The organism is Streptomyces sp. NPDC015242, from assembly GCF_043079125.1.
Classification (GTDB): domain Bacteria; phylum Actinomycetota; class Actinomycetes; order Streptomycetales; family Streptomycetaceae; genus Streptomyces.
The window spans coordinates 13,468-33,782 of the sequence record NZ_JBIBUF010000005.1 but is presented as its reverse complement, the minus strand read 5'-3'; the positions used below and the strand labels follow the sequence as shown (position 1 = coordinate 33,782).

16 protein-coding genes are annotated in these 20,315 nt (G+C 74.9%); 10 read left to right on the top strand and 6 right to left on the bottom strand.

Annotated elements, in window-relative coordinates; genetic code table 11:
* Positions 1-18: 18 nt before the first annotated feature.
* Complete coding sequence (gene alc, locus ACF07N_RS17990) at positions 19-1,134, top strand: allantoicase (protein ID WP_392113726.1); 1,116 nt, start codon at positions 19-21, stop codon at positions 1,132-1,134.
* Between the two features lie 629 nt (positions 1,135-1,763).
* Here the strand turns inward: alc and ACF07N_RS17985 are convergent.
* On the bottom strand, positions 1,764-2,507 hold the full coding sequence (locus ACF07N_RS17985) for an SDR family oxidoreductase (RefSeq protein WP_392113723.1): 744 nt from the start codon (positions 2,505-2,507) through the stop codon (positions 1,764-1,766).
* A gap of 175 nt (positions 2,508-2,682) precedes the next feature.
* On the opposite strand from ACF07N_RS17985, the gene ACF07N_RS17980 reads away from it, so the two are divergent.
* Positions 2,683-3,309, top strand: a complete 627-nt coding sequence (locus tag ACF07N_RS17980; protein WP_392113720.1) for a dihydrofolate reductase family protein — start codon at positions 2,683-2,685, stop codon at positions 3,307-3,309.
* A 125-nt stretch (positions 3,310-3,434) separates the two neighbouring features.
* Positions 3,435-3,830, top strand: coding sequence for a ribonuclease (locus ACF07N_RS17975; RefSeq protein WP_392113717.1), 396 nt, complete (start codon positions 3,435-3,437; stop codon positions 3,828-3,830).
* Positions 3,831-3,896: 66 nt separating this feature from the next.
* On the opposite strand, the gene ACF07N_RS17970 is transcribed toward ACF07N_RS17975, so the two are convergent.
* Positions 3,897-4,097, bottom strand: coding sequence for a hypothetical protein (locus ACF07N_RS17970; protein ID WP_392113714.1), 201 nt, complete (start codon positions 4,095-4,097; stop codon positions 3,897-3,899).
* Positions 4,098-4,277: 180 nt separating this feature from the next.
* Here ACF07N_RS17970 and ACF07N_RS17965 point away from each other — a divergent pair, with 180 nt between their 5' ends.
* Complete coding sequence (locus tag ACF07N_RS17965; protein ID WP_392113711.1) at positions 4,278-5,546, top strand: histidine kinase; 1,269 nt, start codon at positions 4,278-4,280, stop codon at positions 5,544-5,546.
* 94 nt (positions 5,547-5,640) lie between these two features.
* Positions 5,641-6,318, top strand: coding sequence for a response regulator (locus tag ACF07N_RS17960; RefSeq protein ID WP_383583429.1), 678 nt, complete (start codon positions 5,641-5,643; stop codon positions 6,316-6,318).
* 105 nt (positions 6,319-6,423) lie between these two features.
* On the opposite strand, the gene ACF07N_RS17955 is transcribed toward ACF07N_RS17960, so the two are convergent.
* Positions 6,424-7,446, bottom strand: a complete 1,023-nt coding sequence (locus ACF07N_RS17955) for a Gfo/Idh/MocA family oxidoreductase (protein ID WP_392114820.1) — start codon at positions 7,444-7,446, stop codon at positions 6,424-6,426.
* 128 nt (positions 7,447-7,574) lie between these two features.
* On the opposite strand from ACF07N_RS17955, the gene ACF07N_RS17950 reads away from it, so the two are divergent.
* The 5 genes from ACF07N_RS17950 (at position 7,575) to ACF07N_RS17930 (ending at position 15,595) form a co-directional block, all read left to right on the top strand.
* On the top strand, positions 7,575-8,312 hold the full coding sequence (locus tag ACF07N_RS17950; protein WP_392114818.1) for a GntR family transcriptional regulator: 738 nt from the start codon (positions 7,575-7,577) through the stop codon (positions 8,310-8,312).
* 130 nt (positions 8,313-8,442) lie between these two features.
* The gene (locus ACF07N_RS17945) at positions 8,443-9,591 is read left to right on the top strand and encodes an ROK family glucokinase (RefSeq protein WP_309094958.1); all 1,149 of its coding nucleotides are present in this window, start codon (positions 8,443-8,445) and stop codon (positions 9,589-9,591) included.
* The gene (locus tag ACF07N_RS17940; RefSeq protein ID WP_383338598.1) at positions 9,588-10,169 is read left to right on the top strand and encodes a sugar kinase; all 582 of its coding nucleotides are present in this window, start codon (positions 9,588-9,590) and stop codon (positions 10,167-10,169) included. Before ACF07N_RS17945 ends, ACF07N_RS17940 begins: the two co-directional genes overlap by 4 nt.
* A 97-nt stretch (positions 10,170-10,266) precedes the next feature.
* Positions 10,267-13,092 (top strand): DEAD/DEAH box helicase, encoded by a 2,826-nt coding sequence (locus ACF07N_RS17935; protein ID WP_392113707.1) that lies wholly within the window; start codon positions 10,267-10,269, stop codon positions 13,090-13,092.
* Positions 13,093-13,621: 529 nt separating this feature from the next.
* Positions 13,622-15,595 (top strand): SWIM zinc finger family protein, encoded by a 1,974-nt coding sequence (locus ACF07N_RS17930; protein ID WP_392114815.1) that lies wholly within the window; start codon positions 13,622-13,624, stop codon positions 15,593-15,595.
* Between the two features lie 57 nt (positions 15,596-15,652).
* Here the strand turns inward: ACF07N_RS17930 and ACF07N_RS17925 are convergent, their stop codons facing one another.
* From ACF07N_RS17925 to ACF07N_RS17915, 3 genes are read right to left on the bottom strand one after another with little or no spacing between them, the layout of a single operon-like run.
* A complete protein-coding gene (locus tag ACF07N_RS17925; protein WP_392113704.1) occupies positions 15,653-18,505 on the bottom strand; it encodes an amino acid adenylation domain-containing protein in 2,853 nt (950 codons plus the stop codon).
* 47 nt (positions 18,506-18,552) lie between these two features.
* Positions 18,553-19,377, bottom strand: coding sequence for an SDR family oxidoreductase (locus tag ACF07N_RS17920; protein ID WP_383338607.1), 825 nt, complete (start codon positions 19,375-19,377; stop codon positions 18,553-18,555).
* Positions 19,364-20,131: a thioesterase II family protein gene (locus tag ACF07N_RS17915; RefSeq protein WP_383322171.1), complete on the bottom strand. Its 768-nt coding sequence runs from the start codon at positions 20,129-20,131 to the stop codon at positions 19,364-19,366. Before ACF07N_RS17915 ends, ACF07N_RS17920 begins: the two co-directional genes overlap by 14 nt.
* Positions 20,132-20,315: the final 184 nt, after the last annotated feature.

Genomic DNA, 20,315 nt, shown 5'->3' with positions numbered 1-20,315 from the left:
AAGGAAGACCTGATCATCGTGACGGCGATCCCCAGCTTCACCGGCGACGCGAATCCCTACGGAGGCGGCGACCCCTACGCGGACTACCGCACCGCCGACTTCCCCTTCACCCAGTACGCCAACCTCGCCGACCGGCGCCTCGGGGCCGGGGTCATCGCCGCCAACGACGAGTTCTTCGCCCAGCGCGAGAACCTGCTGGTGCCCGAGCGGGCCGAGTTCGACCCGGAGCACTTCGGGCACAAGGGCAAGATCATGGACGGCTGGGAGACCCGCCGCCGCCGGGGCGCGTCGGCCGGGCACCCCTGGCCGGCCGCCGAGGACCACGACTGGGCCTTGGTCCGCCTCGGCGCCCCCGGTGTCGTCCGCGGGATCGTCGTCGACACCGCCCACTTCCGGGGCAACTACCCGCAGGCCGTGTCCGTCGAGGGCACCTGCGTGCCGGGTTCCCCGTCGCCCGAGGAGCTCCTCGGTGACGACGTGAAGTGGACGGCCCTGGTGCCGCGCACCCCGGTCGGCGGCCACGCGGCGAACGGTTTCGCCGTCGCCGTCGAGCAGCGCTTCACCCACCTGCGGGTCAACCAGCACCCCGACGGCGGCATCGCCCGCCTGCGCGTCCACGGCGAGGTCGTCCCCGACCCGGCGTGGCTGGCGGCGCTCGGCACCTTCGACGTCGTCGCCCTGGAGAACGGCGGCGGGGTGGAGGACGCGTCCGACCGGTTCTACTCGCCCGCCACCAACACCATCCAGCCGGGCCGCTCCCGCAAGATGGACGACGGCTGGGAGACGCGCCGCCGCCGCGACCAGGGCCATGACTGGATCCGCTACCGGCTCGCCGCCCAGGCGCAGATCCGGGCCCTGGAGATCGACACCGCCTACCTCAAGGGCAACAGTGCCGGCTGGGCGTCGGTGTCGGTGCGCGACGGCGAGGACGGCGACTGGCGGGAGATCCTGCCCCGCACCCGCCTCCAGCCCGACACCAACCACCGCTTCGTCCTCCCGGACCCGGCCGTGGGCACGCACGCGCGCGTGGACATCTTCCCGGACGGCGGCATCTCCCGCCTGCGCCTGTTCGGCTCGCTCACCGAGGAGGGCACGAGCCGCCTGTCGGCGCGCCACCAGGAGCTGGGCGGCTGAACCGCCCGCACCACCCCGTGGGCGCACCGGCCGGACAGCACCGGTGCGCCCACGGTCCCGGGGCGCACGCGCCCTGACGGGCAGTCGGGCGTCCGGGCGGCCTGGGAGGGCCGGGCATCCCACCCGCCCTCCGCGCCGGGCCTGCCCGCCCGGCCGTCAGACCCCACGCCGCGTCCCATCCGCGCCCGGCTCGGGATACGCCGCAGGGCGGACCCTTCGTGGGGCGGGGGGACCGCTGCGTCTGCTCCGCCCACGATGGACTCGGCGTGCCCGATGCGGCGCGGGCGTGCGCCCCGCCACGGGGTGCGACCTTCCGCGGGGCGCGTCACGCGGCGTGTCCACCGTTCCCGGGGGGACTCGGCGTGCCCGATGCGGCGCAGGCGCGCGCCCCGCCACAGGGGGACCATTCGCGTGGCGTGCTGCGCAGAAGGCGGGACCCGCCGCGATCGCGTCACGCCGTGGCGTGCCCAACGCCGCGTGTCCACCGTTCCCGGGGCCTGGGCGTGCCCGATGTAGCGGACGTGCGCGCCCCTTCACGGGGCGGGACCTTCCGCGGGGCGGATCCCTTCGCGAGGCGTGATGCGCCGCCGGGCGGGACTCGCCGCCGGGCGTGATCCGCCGCGACCGCCTTACGCCGCGTGGCCCCCGTCCACCGCGAACTCCGCTCCCGTCACGAACGTCGCCCCCGCCAGATACGCGACCGTGGACGCCACCTCCCCGGCCGTGCCGAAGCGGCCCAGTGCCGTCAGGGCCGCCTGGCCGGCCGCGTAGGGGCCGTCCGCCGGGTTCATGTCCGTGTCGACGGGGCCGGGATGGACGACGTTCGCCGTGATGCCCCGCCCGCCCAGCTCTCTGGCCAGTGCCTTCGTGAGGCCGGTCAGCGCGGCCTTGCTCATCGTGTACAGCGTCCCGCCCGGCCCCGGCACCCGCTGGGCCATGCAGCTGCCGATCGTGATGATCCGCCCGCCCTCGCCCATCAGCGCGGCAGCGGCCTGGGAGGCCAGGAAGACGGCGCGGACGTTCACCGCGAGGACCCGGTCCACCTCCGCCAGGGACAGCGTCTCCAGCGGTCCGAGCACCCCTACGCCCGCGTTGTTCACCAGCACGTCGAGGCCGCCGAGCGCCTCGGCCGCCGCGTGCACCACACCGGTGGCCTCGGCCGGGTCCGCCGCGTCCGCGCGCAGCGCCACCGCCCGCCGGCCGCGTGCCTCCACGGCCCGGACGACCTCCTCGGCCGCCTCCTTGCCGTGCACGTAGCCGACCGCCACGTCCGCGCCCTCCTGAGCCAGCCGCAGGGCCGTCGCCGCGCCGATGCCACGGCTCCCGCCGGTCACGAGAGCCACCTTTCCGTCGAGTGTTCCAAGAGAAGTCATGCCTCCATACCAGTCGCCGGACCGCTGCCGTGCTGGCGGCGTACGGACGTCGAACTCACGGGCGGCCCCGGCGTGCCGGACGGACCAGCGATGAGTTGCGGGGGCGGGCGGGGTCTGAACCCATGGCACCAGAGCCCGAGCGTTCCCCTCGCGACCCGGAAGGAAGGCACCCGCCATGGGCAAGCTCGTCTCCACCCTCTTCGTCACCCTCGACGGCGTCTACCAGGCCCCCGGCGGCCCGCAGGAGGACACCCGCGGCGGTTTCGCCCACGGCGGCTGGTGTTTCCCCTACGCCGACGACGACTTCGGCCGGTTCGTCAACGAGGTCTTCGCCCGCCCGCGCGCCTTCCTGCTGGGCCGCCGCACGTACGACATCTTCGCCACGTACTGGCCGAAGGTGACCGACCCCGCCGACCCGGTCGCCTCCAAGCTCAACTCCCTGCCGAAGTACGTCCCTTCCTCGACCCTGACGGACCCCGGCTGGTCCGGCACCACCGTGCTGTCCGGGGACCTCGCCGAGGAGGTCACGGCCCTGAAGGAGCGCACGGACGGCGAGGTCCAGGTGCACGGCAGCGGCGCCCTCGTCCGCTCCCTGCTGGGGCTCGGCCTCGTCGACACGCTGCACCTGCTGACCTTCCCGGTCGTGCTCGGCTCCGGCTTCCGGCTGTTCCCGGAGGGCGCCGCGCCGACCGCCTTCGAGCGCACCGGGGGCGCCGTCACCGGCGCGGGCGTCTCGGTGCAGACGTACGACGTGGCGGGGCGCCCGCAGTACGGCGAGTTCGGGCCGCCGGACCGTGCCTAGGCGTGCACGGCGGGCCTCGGCGCGCACGGCGGCAGGTTGACTTCCCGCGAACTCATCGGACTTGACGGGAGAATCTCTCGGCTTGTCATTGACATGCCACTGTCTACGCGCGTCATCATGAGCGCATGACGTTCCCCCCACGCGCCTCGCGGCTCGGCGCAGCAGCCGCCCTTCTGTCCGCACTCCTCGTCGGCGGTGCCCTCACCGCCCCCCTCGCCGAAGCGGCCCCCACAGCCGTCGGTGACATCTGCTACAGCGCCCTTCCGTCCCAGGCCCACGACACCCTCGACCTGATCGAGCAGGGCGGTCCCTACCCGTTCGACCAGGACGGCACCGTCTTCCGGAACCGGGAAGGCATCCTGCCCAGCCAGTCGTCCGGCTACTACCACGAGTACACGGTCATCACCCCGGGCTCCTCCACCCGCGGCGCCCGGCGCATCGTCACCGGCGAGCGGAGCCAGGAGGACTACTACACGGCCGACCACTACGCGTCGTTCGACCTGGTCGACCACGGCTGCTGAGCCGGGACGCGCCCCCCGGCGGGCACCGGCCGGAAGTCCGTCGCCTCCCGTCGCGTCCGGCGGGCCTCACACGGACTTCCGGCTTCCGGCCGCCGCGAACAGGGCGACGCCCAGCACCAGCAGGGCGGCGCTCGCGTAGACCTCGTAACCGTCCAGGAATCCCAGACGCCGCACGAGGCCCCAGTTCCAGCCGGCGAACTCGGTCACCAGGCCCGCCACCCCCTGCACCAGGGCGAGGAAGCCGAGAATCTCCAGTACCTGCTTCATGTCTCCCGACCCTCGCCCCGCGGGCCCCGCACGCGCATCGGCCGCGGGGCGAGCACCCCCCGACGGACGTCTTCGATCCGGGCCCCCGGTCGCGCCGAAAGTCTGCGGCGTCACGACTTCGGTCGACGATCCGCCCGCGGAGGGCGTGGCACGGGCCCGGGCTGCGTAGATTTGCCGACCGTGAACGAGAACGCGGGGACCTCCCCGGCACCGACGGAGGAGACACCGGCGCTCTTCACGGGACCCCGGTGGTTCATCCCCTCCGCCCTGCTCCACGAGCTGGACCCCGACGCCGCACGGGCCGGGCGGCGGCCCCGGCGCACCGCCCGCGACTGGGTCGTGGACTTCTCCTGCTTCCTCTTCGCCGTCGTCGTGGGCGCGACGGCCCTCGACGCGCTCCGGCAGAACCCGCACGTCCCTCCCGGGCTCGCCGTCGTCGACCAGGTGGTGGGCGCGCTGGCCTGCGCGTCGGTCTGGCTGCGGCGCCGCTGGCCGCTGGGGCTGGCGGTGGCGATGATCCCCGTCACCTTCGTCTCGGACATCTCCGGCGGCGCCGGCATCATCGCCCTGTTCACCCTGGCCGTGCACCGCCCCTTCCGCTACGCGGCCTGGGTGGGCGCCGTCAACACGGCGCTGATCCCCCTCTACTACTGGCTGCGCCCGGACATGGACATCCCCTACCTGGTGAGCGTGCCGTTCGCCATGCTGCTCACCGTGGCGATCATCGGCTGGGGCATGTTCGTACGGGCCAAGCGGCAGCTCATGGTCAGTCTCAGGGACCGCGCCCGCCGGGCCGAGACGGAGGCGCGACTGCGGGCCGAGCAGGCGCAGCGGCTGGCCCGCGAGGCCATCGCGCGCGAGATGCACGACGTCCTCGCGCACCGGCTGACGCTGCTCAGCGTCCACGCGGGCGCCCTGGAGTTCCGGCCGGACGCGCCTGCGGCGGAGACGGCCCGCGCGGCGGGCGTGATCCGGGAGAGCGCGCACGAGGCGCTCCAGGACCTGCGCGAGATCATCGGCGTGCTCCGGGCGGCCGAGCCGGACGACACCGGCCGGCCCCAGCCCACGCTCGGCGCGCTGGACACGCTGGTCGCCGAGTCCCGGGAGGCGGGCATGAAGGTCTCCCTCGACCTCCGCGTCGACGACCCGGCCGCCGTCCCGTCCTCCGTCGGCCGCACCGCCTACCGGATCGCCCAGGAAGGCCTGACCAACGCCCGCAAGCACGCCCCCGGCACGAAGGTCACGGTGTCCGTCACCGGCGGGCCGGGCGACGGCCTCACCGTGCGGGTACGCAACCCTGCCCCCGAAGGGGAGGTGCCCCCCGTCCCCGGTTCGGGGCAGGGGCTGATCGGCCTGACGGAACGGGCGACCCTCGCGGGTGGCCGGCTCGACCACGGCCCCACCCCGCGGGGCGGGTTCGAGGTGCGGGCCTGGCTGCCGTGGGGGTGAGGGGCAGGGGCCGCCCGGCGCGTGCGCCCGCGCCGTGAGGTTCCGGCCGCCGTTCGTCCCCGGCCCCCACCGGGGCCGTGATTACGTAGGGGCCATGACTGCGATCAGACTGCTCCTCGTCGACGACGATCCGCTGGTGCGGGCCGGGCTGTCTCTGATGCTGGGCGGGGCCGGGGACATCGAGATCGTCGGCGAGGCCGCCGACGGCGGCGAGGTGGAGTCCCTCGTCGACCGCACCCGGCCCGACATCGTGCTCATGGACATCCGGATGCCGACGGTGGACGGCCTCACCGCTACCGAGTTGCTGCGGGCGCGCGAGGAGGCCCCGCAGGTGGTCGTGCTGACCACCTTCCACGCCGACGAGCAGGTACTGCGGGCGCTGCGCGCGGGCGCCGCCGGGTTCGTCCTGAAGGACACCCCGCCCGCCGAGATCCTCGCGGCGGTGCGCCGCGTCGCGGCCGGCGACCCGGTCCTGTCGCCCACCGTCACCCGCCAGCTGATGCGGCACGCCGCCGGCACCGCCGCCGACACGCGCCGCTCCCGCGCGCGGGAGCGCATGGCCGCCCTCAACGACCGCGAGCGGGAGGTCGCGGTCGGGGTCGGCCGGGGCCTGTCCAACGCCGAGATCGCCACCGGCCTCTACATGAGCGTCGCCACGGTCAAGACGCACGTCTCCCGCATCCTGGCCAGGCTCGGCCTCAACAACCGCGTGCAGATCGCGCTGCTCGCCTATGACGCGGGACTGCTCGACACGGAGCCGGAGGGGAGCTGAGCGGGGGACCCCGCCACGAGCGCCTCCGCCGGACCGGTGTGCTCCGCAGCGGTCCCACCACCGTCGCCCTGCATCGAGATGCGCCGTACAGCGCGGCCGGTCCCGTCAGGGCAGGGCGGTGGCGGTCCCGCCGGGGATCTCCGTGAGCCGCACCGGCCTGCGCTCCCGGCGCGACACCTCGCACGCCTCGGCCACCCGCAGCGCCTGCAGGGCCTCCCGCCCGTCGCACGGGTTGGCCCGCTCGCCCCGGACCACCTCCACGAACGCGTTCAGTTCGGCCTCGTAGGCCGGCCCGAAACGCTCCAGGAAGCCCGCCCAGGGCTTGTCCGCGGCCGGCGGCCCGGTCGGCTCCGTGGACGCGATCGGCGTGCGGTCGTCCAGGCCGACCACGATCTGGTCGCGCTCCCCGGCCAGCTCCATGCGCACGTCGTACCCGGCCCCGTTCAGCCGGGCCCCGGTGACCGTGGCGAGCGTGCCGTCGTCCAGGGTGAGCAGCGCGGCGCCGGTGTCGACGTCCCCGGCCTCGCGGAACATCGCCGGCCCGGCGTCCGACCCGGTCGCGTACACGTCCACCACCTCGCGGCCCGTCACCCAGCGCAGCACGTCGAAGTCGTGGATCAGCGTGTCCCGGTACAGCCCGCCCGACACCGGCAGCCACGCGGCCGGCGGCGGCGCCTGGTCACTGGTCAGCGCCCGCACGGTGTGCAGCCGCCCCAGCCGGCCCGAACGCACGGCCTCGCGCGCACCCGCGTACCCCGGGTCGAAGCGGCGCTGGAACCCCATCTGCAGCACCGTCCCGGCCGTCTCCACCTCGGCGATCGCACTCAGCGTCCCCGGCAGGTCCAGCGCGATGGGCTTCTCGCAGAACACCGGCAGGCCCGCGCGTGCTGCCCGACCGATCAGTTCGGCGTGGGCCGACGTGGCCGTCGTGATCACCACGGCGTCGACGCCCCAGCGGAAGATCTCCTCGACACCGGGCGCGGCCGTCTCGCCCAGGCGGTGCGCCAGGTCCTGAGCCCGCGCCGGGTCGGCGTCCGTGAGGATCAAGGAGCCCACGTCGCGGTGCCTGCTGAGGGTGTTCGCGTGGATCGTTCCGATGCGGCCCGTACCGATGACGCCGATGCGCATGGGAACAAAGTGCGGCCACAGCCCGCCCCTGTCAATCTGCATGTCCGGACAATCTGACTACACAACTTCCCGTCAACAACGCACGGAGCTACGCTCAGCGCGTGCCGAAACCAGAAGTGGACCCGACCGTGCAGCTCGACCTCAGCGTGGACCGCAGTTCCCCCGTGCCGTTGTACTTCCAGCTGTCCCAGCAGCTGGAGGCCGCGATCGAGCACGGCACGCTGACGCCCGGCAGCCTGCTGGGCAACGAGATCGAGTTCGCCGCCCGGCTCGGACTGTCCCGGCCGACCGTCCGCCAGGCCATCCAGTCGCTCGTCGACAAGGGCCTCCTCGTGCGCCGCCGGGGCGTCGGCACCCAGGTCGTGCACAGCCAGGTCAAGCGGCCCCTGGAGCTCAGCAGCCTCTACGACGACCTGGAGGCCGCGGGCCAGCGCCCGGCCACCACCGTCCTCGTCAACACGGTCGTGCCCGCCTCCGCCGAGGTCGCCGCCGCCCTCGGGGTCGCCGAGGACAGCGACGTCCACCGCGTGGAGCGCCTCCGCCTCGCCCACGGCGAGCCCATGGCCCACCTCTGCAACTTCCTGCCCCCCGGCCTCATCGAGCTGGACACCGCCCAGCTGGAGACGACCGGCCTGTACCGCCTGATGCGCGCGGCGGGCATCACCCTGCACAGCGCGCGCCAGTCCATCGGCGCCCGCGCGGCCGGCCAGGCGGAGGCCGAGCGCCTGGGCGAGGACCCGGGCGCGCCGCTGCTCACCATGCAACGCGTCACGTTCGACGACACGGGCCGCGCGGTCGAGTACGGCACCCACACCTACCGCCCGACCCGCTACTCCTTCGAATTCCAGTTGCTCGTGCGCTCCTGAGGGGCGCGGTCCCGTTCCGCACGGCTCCGCCGCGCGGGCGCGGCGAGCCCCCGCACACGGGCACCCGGCGACGATCCGGGGCACCCCTGTGCACCGCACCGCGCCGTCGTGTGAGGCAGAATCGGGCGCGATGAGCACCTACCGCGACTTCACCGCCCCCATCGGCTCCCGCCGTGCCACCGTGCTCCGCACGGTCGGCACCCGGGAGCGCCGCTCGCACCTGACGGCCCCCCGGGTGCCCACGGTCGGCATCGACATCGGCGGTACGAAGGTGATGGCGGGCGTCGTCGACGCCGACGGCAACATCCTGGAGAAACTCCGCACGGAGACCCCGGACAAGTCCAAGAGCCCCAAGGTCGTCGAGGACACGATCGCCGAGCTGGTCCTGGACCTCTCCGACCGGCACGACGTGCACGCCGTCGGCATCGGCGCGGCCGGCTGGGTCGACGCCGACCGCAACCGCGTGCTGTTCGCGCCCCACCTGTCCTGGCGCAACGAACCCCTCAGGGACCGCCTCGCCAGCCGTCTGTCCGTGCCCGTCCTGGTCGACAACGACGCCAACACCGCCGCCTGGGCCGAGTGGCGTTTCGGCGCGGGCCGGGGCGAGGACCACCTGGTCATGATCACCCTGGGCACCGGCATCGGCGGCGCGATCCTGGAGGACGGGCAGGTCAAGCGCGGCAAGTACGGTGTCGCCGGCGAGTTCGGCCACATGCAGGTCGTGCCCGGCGGCCACCGCTGCCCCTGCGGCAACCGCGGCTGCTGGGAGCAGTACAGCTCGGGCAACGCCCTGGTCCGCGAGGCGCGCGAGCTGGCCGCCGCCGACTCGCCCGTCGCCTACGGGATCATCGAGCACGTCAAGGGCAGCATCGGCGACATCACCGGCCCCATGATCACCGAGCTGGCCCGCGACGGCGACGCCATGTGCATCGAGCTGCTCCAGGACATCGGCCAGTGGCTCGGCGTCGGCATCGCCAACCTCGCCGCCGCCCTCGACCCTTCCTGCTTCGTGATCGGCGGTGGTGTCTCGGCCGCCGACGACCTGCTGATCGGCCCGGCCCGCGACGCCTTCAAACGGCACCTCACCGGCCGCGGCTACCGCCCCGAGGCCCGCATCGTGCGCGCCCAGCTCGGCCCGGAGGCCGGCATGGTCGGCGCCGCCGACCTGGCCCGGCTGGTCGCCCGCCGCTTCCGGCGCGCCAAGCGCCGCCGCGTGGAGCGCTTCGAGCGCTACGAGCGGTACACGCAGTCCCTGCGCAGCAGCCAGGAGACGCTGTGACCGCGTCCCTGCCCCACCAGGGCCCCTGGCCCGGCGAGCCGCTCCGTCCGGTCGAGGACCGCCGCCACATGATCCGCCGCAGGGCGCTCACCCTGCTGATCATCGTGCTGCTCATCGGCATCCCGGCCGGGTACCTGGTCATCTCCGCCGCCCAGAGCCGCGACAGCGGCAAGGACAAGGAAGCCAAGTACTCGGCGACCGGCCTCACCGAGGGCTGGCCCTCCAAGCTCCAGCGCCGCATCTACCAGGTGCCCGTCCCGCACCCGGCCTGGCACGTGGCGTACTACGAGACCAACAACTGGAAGACCAGCCGTCTCTACGCCCAGTTCGAGACGAACACGGCCGGCCTGGACGCCTACCTGACGGGCCTCGGCATGACCCGCGCGGACCTGGAGAAGGGCGACATCACCATCGGCGCCCGCGACCGCAAGATCACCGGGTGGAAGTTCCCCGAGGGCGACGGGTGGTACGGCTTCGTCCACAAGCAGAAGAACCCCGCCCCCACGCACGACGTCGTCGTCGACCTGTCCAACCCGGCGTACCCCTGGGTGTACGTCGTGGCCCGGACCGTGCCCTGACCCCGCCGCCGGGGCGGCCGCCGGAGCCGGTTGTCAGACCCCGCCCGTAGAGTCGGAGACGACTGGTCCGGCAGGCGGGCGGGAGGTGACAGGACGTATGAGTGGCACGGCGGCGGTGGACGAGCGGACGCAGGACGCGGCGGTCCCGGTACGGCTCCCGGCCGTCTTCCTGCCCGCGCCTCTGCCGCGCGAGGGACGCGTCGCCTTCTGGGACCCCGACGGCGAGCCGCTGCCCGGCGCCACGGACCTGACCGTCGTACGGCGCCACGGACCGGGCGTCCGCCGGCGCACCGCCCCGGCGCTGTCCCTCCCGCTGGAGACGGCCCTGCCCCTCCTCGTGCGCGCCCGGCACGACCCGGCGGCCCATCCGGCCACCGCCTGCTGGGGCGCGGCCGCCCTGCACGCCCTGCGGCTGACCGCGCGCGGCCGGCTGCTGCCCGGCCTCACCGCCACCGGACACGACGCCTGGCGCGCCGGCCCTCTCGACCCGGACGACATCGCCCACCTGCGCGCGGTGGCCGCCGCCCTGCCGTACGAGGGGCACGCGGTCCCGCTGCCCGGCCCGGGCCGGGTCCGCCTGCCCGAGCCGGAAGCACTGGTGCGCGCCTTCCTCGACGCGGTCGCCGACACGCTGCCCCGCACCCCGGCCGCCCACCGCGCCACCGGCCGCCCCTTCGCCGCCCGCGAGGCCACGCACCTGCCCGGCGCCCACGACTGGGCCGCCGAGGTCGCCGCCGGCATGGACGCCGGTGTGCGCATCTCCCTCCGCCTGGACCTGTCCGCGTACGACCTGTTCGACGACGCCTCCGGCGGCGGCGCGCGCAGCGCCGGCGCGGCCGTGGTGCAGGTGCACAGCCTCGCCGACCCCACCCTCGTGGCCGACGCGGCGGCCCTGTGGGCGGGCGAGTCCGACGACGCCTTCGGCCCCCGCGCGCGCGTCGACGCGGCCCTCGCCGTGCGCCGCGCCGCCCGGGTCTGGCCGCCGCTGGACCGGCTCTCCGAGCAGGACGTGCCCGATGTGCTGGCCCTGACCGAGGAGGAGCTGAGCGACCTCCTCGGGGTCGCCGCCACCCGCCTCGCCGCGGCCGGGGTCGCCGTGCACTGGCCGAGGGACCTCGCGCAGGACCTGTCCGCCACGGCCGTGGTCCGCCCCGCGCCCGGCTCGGCCACCGACGGCACCGGCTTCTTCGAGAGCGAGGACCTGCTCGGCTTCCGCTGGCAGCTCGCGCTCGGCGGCGACCCGCTCACCGACGCCGAGATGGACGCCCTGGCCGAGGCGCACCGGCCGGTCGTGCGGCTGCGGGACCGCTGGGTGCTGGTCGACCCGGCCCTCGTCCGCAAGGCACGCAAACGGGACCTCGGGCTGCTCGACCCGGTCGACGCGCTGTCCGTCGCCCTCACCGGCACGGCCGAGGTGGACGGCGAGACGGTGGAGGCCGTCCCCGTCGGCGCCCTGGCCGCCCTGCGCGACCGCCTCACCGCCGGGATCCGCCCGGCCGACCCGCCGCCCGGCCTGCACGCCACCCTCCGGGACTACCAGCTGCGCGGCCTGGCCTGGCTCGACCTCATGACCTCCCTCGGCCTCGGCGGCTGCCTCGCCGACGACATGGGCCTCGGCAAGACCGTCACGCTCATCGCCCTGCACCTGAAGCGGGCCCGTCGCGAGCCGACCCTGGTCGTCTGCCCGGCCTCGCTGCTCGGCAACTGGCAGCGGGAGATCACCCGCTTCGCCCCCGGTGTCCCCGTCCGCCGCTTCCACGGCCCCGACCGCAGCCTGACCGGCCTGGACGGCGGCTTCGTCCTCACCACGTACGGCACGATGCGCTCGGCGGCCCCCGCCCTGGCCGAACAGTCCTGGGGCATGGTCGTCGCCGACGAGGCGCAGCACGTCAAGAACCCCTACTCGGCCACGGCCAAGGCGCTGCGCACCCTCCCCGCCCCCGCGCGGGTCGCCCTCACGGGCACACCCGTGGAGAACAACCTCTCGGAGCTGTGGGCCCTGCTCGACTGGACCACCCCGGGCCTGCTCGGCCCGCTGAAGTCCTTCCGCGCCCGGCACGCCCGGGCCGTGGAGACCGGCGAGGACGAAGAGGCGGTGGAGCGCCTCGCCCGCCTGGTCCGCCCCTTCCTGCTGCGCCGCAAGAAGTCCGACCCGGGCATCGTCCCGGAGCTGCCGCCCAAGACGGAGACCGACCACCCGGTCCCGCTCACACGCGAACAGGCAGCCCTGTACGAGGCGGTGGTGCGCGAGTCGATGCTCGCCATCGAGACGGCCGAGGGCATGGCGCGCCGCGGCCTGGTGCTGAAGCTGCTGACGTCGCTGAAGCAGATCTGCAACCATCCCGCGCTGTATCTGAAGGAGGAGCACACCCCGGCCGGCGACCGGTTCGCCGCCCGCTCCGGCAAGCTGACCCTGCTGGACGAGCTGCTCGACACGCTCCTCGCCGAGGACGGCTCCGCCCTGGTCTTCACGCAGTACGTCGGGATGGCCCGCCTGATCACCTCCCACCTGGCCGGCCGCGCCGTCCCGGTCGACCTCCTGCACGGCGGTACGCCGGTCCCGGAGCGGGAACGCATGGTGGACCGCTTCCAGGCCGGCTCGACCCCGGTCCTGGTGCTGTCCCTGAAGGCGGCGGGCACGGGCCTGAACCTCACCCGCGCGGGCCACGTCGTGCACTTCGACCGCTGGTGGAACCCGGCCGTCGAGGAGCAGGCCACCGACCGCGCCTACCGCATCGGCCAGACCCAGCCGGTCCAGGTGCACCGCCTCATCACCGAGGGCACGGTCGAGGACCGCATCGCCGAGATGCTGCACGCCAAGCGAGCCCTGGCCGACGCGATCCTCGGCTCCGGCGAGTCGGCCCTCACGGAGCTGACCGACCGGGAGCTGTCGGACCTCGTGTCCCTGCGGAGGTCGTCATGACGCCCCGCCGGACGTCCTGCGCACTCCCGGGGAGCAGGCCGTGACCGGCCGCCCGGCCGACGAGGCGCGCCGGGCCCTGCGCGAGGCCAGGTCCCGGGCGGGCCGGGACCCGCACCCGGCACCGCCCCAGGGCGGGGAGCCCCCGGCCCGGCAGGCCCCCCGCCCCGGAGACGCCGCCCGCGAGGCGCTGCGCAAGGCGCACGAGCGGAAGCCGGAGCAAGGGCAAGGGCAAGGGCAAGGACCGGAGCAGGGAGCGGCGGAGGCCACCCGGGCCCCCGGTAAGCCGACCGAGCCTTCGGCGTCCCGCGATGCGCAGCAGGACCTCGATCCCCGGCAGGACCTCGATCACCGGCAGGATCTCGATCACCGGCAGGACCTCGCCGGGACCGCCTCGGCCGATGCTCCCGCCGGGGAGCAGGATTCCGCCGGGGCGGTTCCAGCCGAGGTCCCCACCGGGACGGGGGAGGGCGAGGGCGCTCAGGGCCGGTCCGGATCGCGAGCGCGTTCCGCGGACGTCGCGCGCGAGGCGTTGCGTGCGGCGCGGGACGACGCGCGGCGGGCGCGTGAGGAGACCGAGCGGGAGGGCGCCCGGCGCAGGCGGCGGGCCCGGCAAGCGGCCGTGGACGACAGGGCGGCGGCAGCCCGGCGGGCACGCGACCTCGGCGCGGGCGGGGGAACCCCTGATGTGCGGCGGCTGCTGTCGGACGCGTTCCGGATGCCGGACCTGCCGCCGGACGAGCCGGATGCGGTGCCCCCCGGGCGGGAGGAGAGGACCGGGCGGAGCGCCGAGCCCTCGCATGTGTCCGGGTTGCTGCGCGGGCGTGCCCTGACGGAGCCGGGGCCCGAACCGGAGACCGAGGACACGGCGCCCTCGGCTGCTCCCGCCGGGACCACGGCGCCCCGGCACCTGGTTCCGCAGTCGGAGCACTCCGCGACACCGGGGGAGTCTCCGGCACCTGCTCCCGAGACCAGCATTGCCGCTGATCCGGCTGGTCCTCCGGCCGGCCGGGCTGGTGTTTCCGCTGATCCGGCAACCACTCCCGTCGACCCGGCCGGTGCTTCCGCTGACGCGGACGCGGCTTCCGCTGGTCCGGCCCCTGGCGCGGGTGCGCACGCGTCCGGCGACCCGACCCCCGGCCCGGCGCCGGGCGCGTCCGACCGCACGCCTCCGGGCACCGGGGCGCCCGCACCCGCCCGAGCCCCGTCCCGTACCACCCCCCGTACGAGCCACCCCACCCCCCGCTCCATGGCCGCCCCCGGCCGCGACAGCGACCTGCGCCGTACGTTTCCGGCCTTTCCGCCCCGGGAGGGGGACCGGTTCGCCGAGAGCTGGTGGGGGAACGCCTGGATCTCCGCGCTGGAGCAGGGCGCGCTGGACGCCAAGCGGCTGGAACGCGGGCGGGGCTACGCCGAGCAGGGGCACGTGGACGCCATCACGGTGACGCCCGGCCTCCTGCTGGCATACGTCCACGGCAGCCGCCCCCGGCCCTACCGCGTCCAGGTGCGCCTGCGCACCCTCGGCGACTCCGACTGGGACCGCTTCCTGGACGCCGCCGCCGACCGGCCCGGACACATCGCGGCGCTGCTCGACAAGGAGATGCCCCAGTCACTCGCGCACGGCGGCGTCCCTCTGCTGCCCGGCCCCGGCGACCTGGAGCCCCGGTGCAGCTGCCCCGACCGCGGTCACCCCTGCAAGCACGCCGCGGCCCTCTGCTACCAGGCGGCCCGGCTGCTCGACGCCGATCCGTTCGTGCTGCTCCTGCTGCGCGGCCGGGGCGAGCGGGAACTGCTCGACGCGCTGTCCCGGCTGAGCGCCACCCGTGCGGCGCGCGCCGCGCAGGACAAGGAACCGCAGCCGCTCCCGGGCGTGCGGGCGACCGAGGCGCTGAAGCCGCGCACCCTCCCGCCGCTTCCCGCGCCCCTGCCCCCGCCGCCGCACCCGGAGCAGCCCCCGGCGTATCCGGCCTCGCCCGGTGGCCCGGACCCCTTCGCCCTGGACCAGCTGGCCACGGACGCGGCCGCCCGCGCCCACGCCCTGCTCACCACCGGCCGTGACCCGGTCGGGCAGCTGACCTTCTGGCAGGACGCGGTCCGCCTGGCCGCGGCCCGCCCCGGCTCGGGTCTCACCGCCGGCACCCGGGCGCTCTACTCCTCCCTCGCCGCCGCGGCCGGCCGCACGCCCGCCGATCTCGCCCGCGCGGTCGCCGCCTGGCGGCAGGGCGGGCTGGAGGGCCTCGCCGTGCTGGAGGAGCCGTGGGACCCGCCGGCCGGCCGGTTCGACCGGGCCCGGCCCTTGCTCCTCGCCGCCGACCTTCCCGCCTTCCGGCCCTGGCGCAACCACCTCACGCACCCTCAGGGCCATGTCCAGCTCCGCCTCGGCCGCGACGGGCTGTGGTACGCCTACGAGTCCGAGCCGGGCCGCGACGACTGGTGGCCGCGCGGCACCCCCGACCTGGACCCGGTCGGCGCGCTGACCGGCCTCGGTCTCTCGCACGACCTCTGAGGGCGCCCGGCGACGTACGGGCCAGGGGCGGGTGCCGGGGCAGAAGCCGCGACGCGCCTAGGCGGTCTCGCGGCCGCTGATGAGCGCGCTCACCTCGGCCGCGGTGGGGTGCACGTACAGCTCGCGCAGGGACACCGGGGGCAGCCCCGCCCTGCGCAGCGCACCGGACAGCCGCACCGCGAGCAGCGAGTTGCCGCCGAAGGCGAAGAAGTCGTCGTCCGGGCCGACCTGCTTGCCGAGGACCTCGCGCCACACCCGCAGCACCGGGTCGTCCGCCGGCTCTCCGGCCGCGGTGCCCGGCGTGTCCGCGGCCACCTCGGCGGCCGGTTCCAGCCTGCTCACGTCCACCTTGCCGTTGACGGTGAGCGGCAGTTCGGACAGCAGCGTGAACGTGGCCGGCACCATGTAGTCCGGCAGATAGCGGGCCGCCCGGCGCCGGAGGTCCGCCACGGACACGGCGTCGTGCCTGGCCACCACGTACGCGTCCAGACGGACGTCGGCCGCGTCATCGGTGTCGCCGCCCAGCACGACCGCCGCGGCGGTGACGTTCGGGTCCTCCAGCAGGACCGAGCGGATCTCGCCGAGCTCGATGCGGAAACCGCGCACCTTGACCTGGCCGTCGATCCGGCCGAGGTGGTCCAGGCGCCCGTCCGGACGCAGCCGGCCCAGGTCACCGCTGCGGTAGAGGCGCTCCCCGGTGACCGGGTCGGACACGAACCGGGCGGCGGTCAGCTCCTCCTGGTTGAGGTAGTGACTGGCCACACCCGCGCCGCCGACCCAGATCTCGCCGGGCACGCCGAACGGCTGGACGCGGCCGGCGGCATCCCGTACGGACACCGACCAGCCGGGCAGCGCCCGGCCCACCGAACGGGACACGGCACCGGTGTTCTGCGGGGTGAGCGTCTGGCTGGTGACGTGCACGGTGGTCTCGGTGATGCCGAACATGTTGACCACCCGGCACCGGGTGTGCGGATGCCGGCCGAACCAGTCCTGCAGCATCCGCACGTCCAGCGGCTCACCCCCGAAGATGACCAGACGCACCGCGAGCTCGGCGGAGCCGCGCAGATCGACCTCCTTGAGTGTGGCGAACGCGGACGGCGTCTGGTTCAGGACGGTGACCCGGTGCCGCACCAGGAGGTCGTGGAAGTCCTCGGGGCTGCGGGAGACGAAGTACGGCACCACCACCAGGTGGCCGCCGGTCAGCAGCGCGCCCCAGATCTCCCACACCGAGAAGTCGAACGCGCTGGAGTGGAACAGCGTCCAGGTGTCCGCGGGGCCGAGCCGGAAGTCCCTGGCGGTCGCCGCGAGCAGCGCGCCGACGTTGCGGTGGGGGACCGCGACGCCCTTGGGCCGGCCGGTGGAGCCGGAGGTGTAGATGACGTAGGCGATGTCGTCCGGGCCGGCTCCCGGGTCCGGTACCGGCTCACCATCGGTCCGGGACAGCTCGCCCGGGTGCAGCACGGTCACCCCGTCGACCGCGGGGAAGCCGGGTGCCGAGGAGAGCACCGTCCGGGCGCCGGAGTCGGTCACCGTGTGGACGAGCCGCTCCGCGGGATACGTGGCGTCCATCGGGACGTAGGCGGCACCGGCCTTGAGCACCCCGAGGAGCGCGACCACCAGGTCGGCGTCACGGTCGAGGCACACGCCGACCCGGTCGCCCGGCGCCACCCCGTGCGCGCGCAGTGCGCCGGCCACCGTGTCGGACCGGGCGTCCAGTTCGGCGTAGCTCAGTGTGCGGTTCTCGTCGGTCAGCGCGGGGGCGTCCGGCCGGGCGGCGGCCACCTGGCGGAACAGTTCGTGGACGGGCGCGGCCACCGTGTCACCGCGGGCGGGAGTGCGGCCGGCATCGACGATCGCCGCCGCCTCCCCGGTGTCCACCAGCTCGATGTCACCGACCGGGGTCCCGGCCGGTGCCTGGGCCAGCGCGCCCACGAGGCGGTCGACGTGCCCGGCGAACTGCCTGGCGATCACCGGGTCGAGCACGCCCTCGTCGTAGTGCAGGACCCCGTTCAGGGTGCCGTCCGTGTCGTACTGCCATGCCAGGGTCACCGGGAAGAGCGGTGCGAGCACGGGACGGTAGACGTCACCGGTGCTGTCCTCGCTCAGCACCACCCCGACCGCCGGTACGCCGGACAGCGGCTCACCGCCCGGGGCAGCGGCGCGTGCCGCGGCGTCGAGCAGTTCGCCCACGGACGTCGCCGCCCCGGCCCGGAGCGAGACCGGCCGCTGCGTGTCCGGCGTCCGGGGTCCTCCGGTGATCAGCGCGAACTCGGCGTGCTCCGTCCCGCCGTAACCGGCCAGCACGGCCGCGGTGGCCGCCACCGGCAGCGCCGCCGCGTCCCGTGCGACCGTCGTGGCGGTCAGGACGACGGTGCCGGTCCGGCCCGCCGCGGCCGGGTCGCCGAGGCCCCACGGCAGCTCGGGCGGGGGGCCGTCCTGCGGGGGACCGGCGTCGGCGGCCGGTTCGGGCAGGTCGACGGGGAGCGCCGGGTCGGCCAGCGCCGCCGCCAGTGCGTCCAGGGCACACCGGTCCACGGCGCGACGGTGTGCCACCAGCACGAGGTCGGCGGCGCCGTCGGCGTAGTCCAGTACGACGGCCCGCGCGACGACCGGGGCGCCGTTGACCGCGCGGCCGGCCTCCCGGGCGCGGCGCCGGTGCGCGACGGTGTCCCCGGCGGTGACGTCCAGCGTCTCGTCGAACATCTGCATGTCCCGCAAGGCCGGGTGACGCTCCGTCAGCACGGCCAGGTTCGCGCGCACCGTCACCGCGTCGGTCCCGGCGGGCAGCCGTCTGACGAGGCTGTGGCAGGCACGGGAGGGGTCGGCGCCGAACTCGGCGCGGGCGAAGAGCCGGCCGCCCGGGTGGCCGGCCGCGGGGACCTCCGCGGCCGCTTCGCTGGTGACGGACACACGTACTCCTTGTGGTGAGGCCGTAAGAGGTGAGGCCGTGAGAGGGGTCAGCGGGCGGTGAAGCCGGCGTCCACGCGGACCACCGAACCGGTGACCTTGCGGGAGTCGTCGCCGGCGAGCCAGATCGCGGCACCGGCGACGTCGGCCGGGTCGACCAGTGAGTCGGTCGCCACCGACTCCAGGTAGACGGCTTCCTGTTCCTCGTAGCTGATGCCGAGGGCGTCGGCGACGACCGCGGTCATCTGGCCGTCCATCGCCGGATCGTCCCGCACCGGGCCCGGACACAGCGCGTTGACCCGGATGTTCATCGGCGCGTAGTCCAGTGCGGCGGCCTTCGTCAGACCGACCAGTCCGTGCTTGGAGGCGACGTATCCGGCGAAGTGGCGGTAGCCGACGAGGCCGGCCGTCGACGCGACGTTGACGATGCTGCCCGACCTCTGGGCGACCATGACCGGCGCGACCGCGCTGATCAGGTGCCACGGCCCGGAGAGGTTCACGTCCAGCACGGTCCGCCACTCCTCCTCGGTGAACTCGTGCGTGGCCTTGCCCGAGGGTGCCCCCACCCCCGCGTTGTTGATCAGGACGTCGATCCGCCCGAACCGCTCGACCGCGGCCGTGACGGCCGCCGCCACGGCGGAGCCCGAGCGCACGTCCGCCGTGGTGACGAACACCGCCGCGCCGTTCTTGCGGCACAGCCGCGCCGTCTCCTCCAACTGGTCCGCCGAGCCCAGGGCGTAGGGGATCTCCGGCAGGTCCTCACCGATGTCGGTGAGCACGACGTCGGCGCCCTCCTCGGCGGCCCGCACGGCGCAGGCCCGGCCGATCCCCCTGGCGGCGCCGGTGATCAGGACGGTCTTGTCACGCAGTCCCATGAGTGAGCCTCCTCCCGGCCCCGATGCGGCCGGCGGCGATGGTCTCGGAGATGAGTGCGAGCAACGGCTCCGGGTCGTCCGCCGGATACATGTGCTCTCCCGGCAGCTCGGCCAGGGTGAAGCGGGCGGTGGTCACGGTCTGCCACTGCGCCACCTCGTCACGGGAGACGAACGTGTCGTCCGTGGCGTACACGCCGGTCATCGGGACGTCGAGCGGGCCCGTGCCGCTCGGCCGGTACCCCTCGTCCATCGCGTAGTCGGCCCGCAGTGTCGGTACCAGCAGCTCGCGGATCTCCGGTACGTCGAAGGCGTCGTACCGCCGCCCGGTGGTCTTCTCGACGTGCTCGAAGAACTCGTCGTCGGTCAGCGCCGACACCTCGCTGACCGGGCCGGCGGACGGCGGGCGTGCCGCGCTGACGAACAGGTGCGCCACCTCGACGCGTCCGCTCTCGCTGAGGCGGCGGGTCAGTTCGTAGGCGAGGACCGCGCCGAGGAAGCAGTGGCCGAACAGGGCGACGGGGCCCTCGCCCGCCGCGTCGAGGGCGGCCGGGAGCAGCCCGTCCGCGGCGGCGTGGACGTCCCGGTACGGCTCCTCGTCCAGCAGGCGTTCACGGCCCGGAAGCTGGAGCGGCGTGGCCACCACACCGCGCAGGCCCATCCTGTTCCACGGGCGGAAGAAGTTCGCTCCGCCCCCGGCGAACGGAAGACACAGCAACGGCACCCCGTCGCGGTCCGAGGTCGTCGGCTTGGTCACGGCATTGCCTCCAGGCGGGACTCCCGGAGGGCTGGATGTGCCGTCCGGGGCAGATGGATGGGGATGTCGAGCCGTGGCCGCATGCTAGCCACGGCGGGGGTGCGGGGTGGGTGCCCCGGCTGCCGCCCCCGTGGTGCCGCCCGTCGGGTGGTGTCCCGCCGGCGAGACACCACCCGACGGGCGG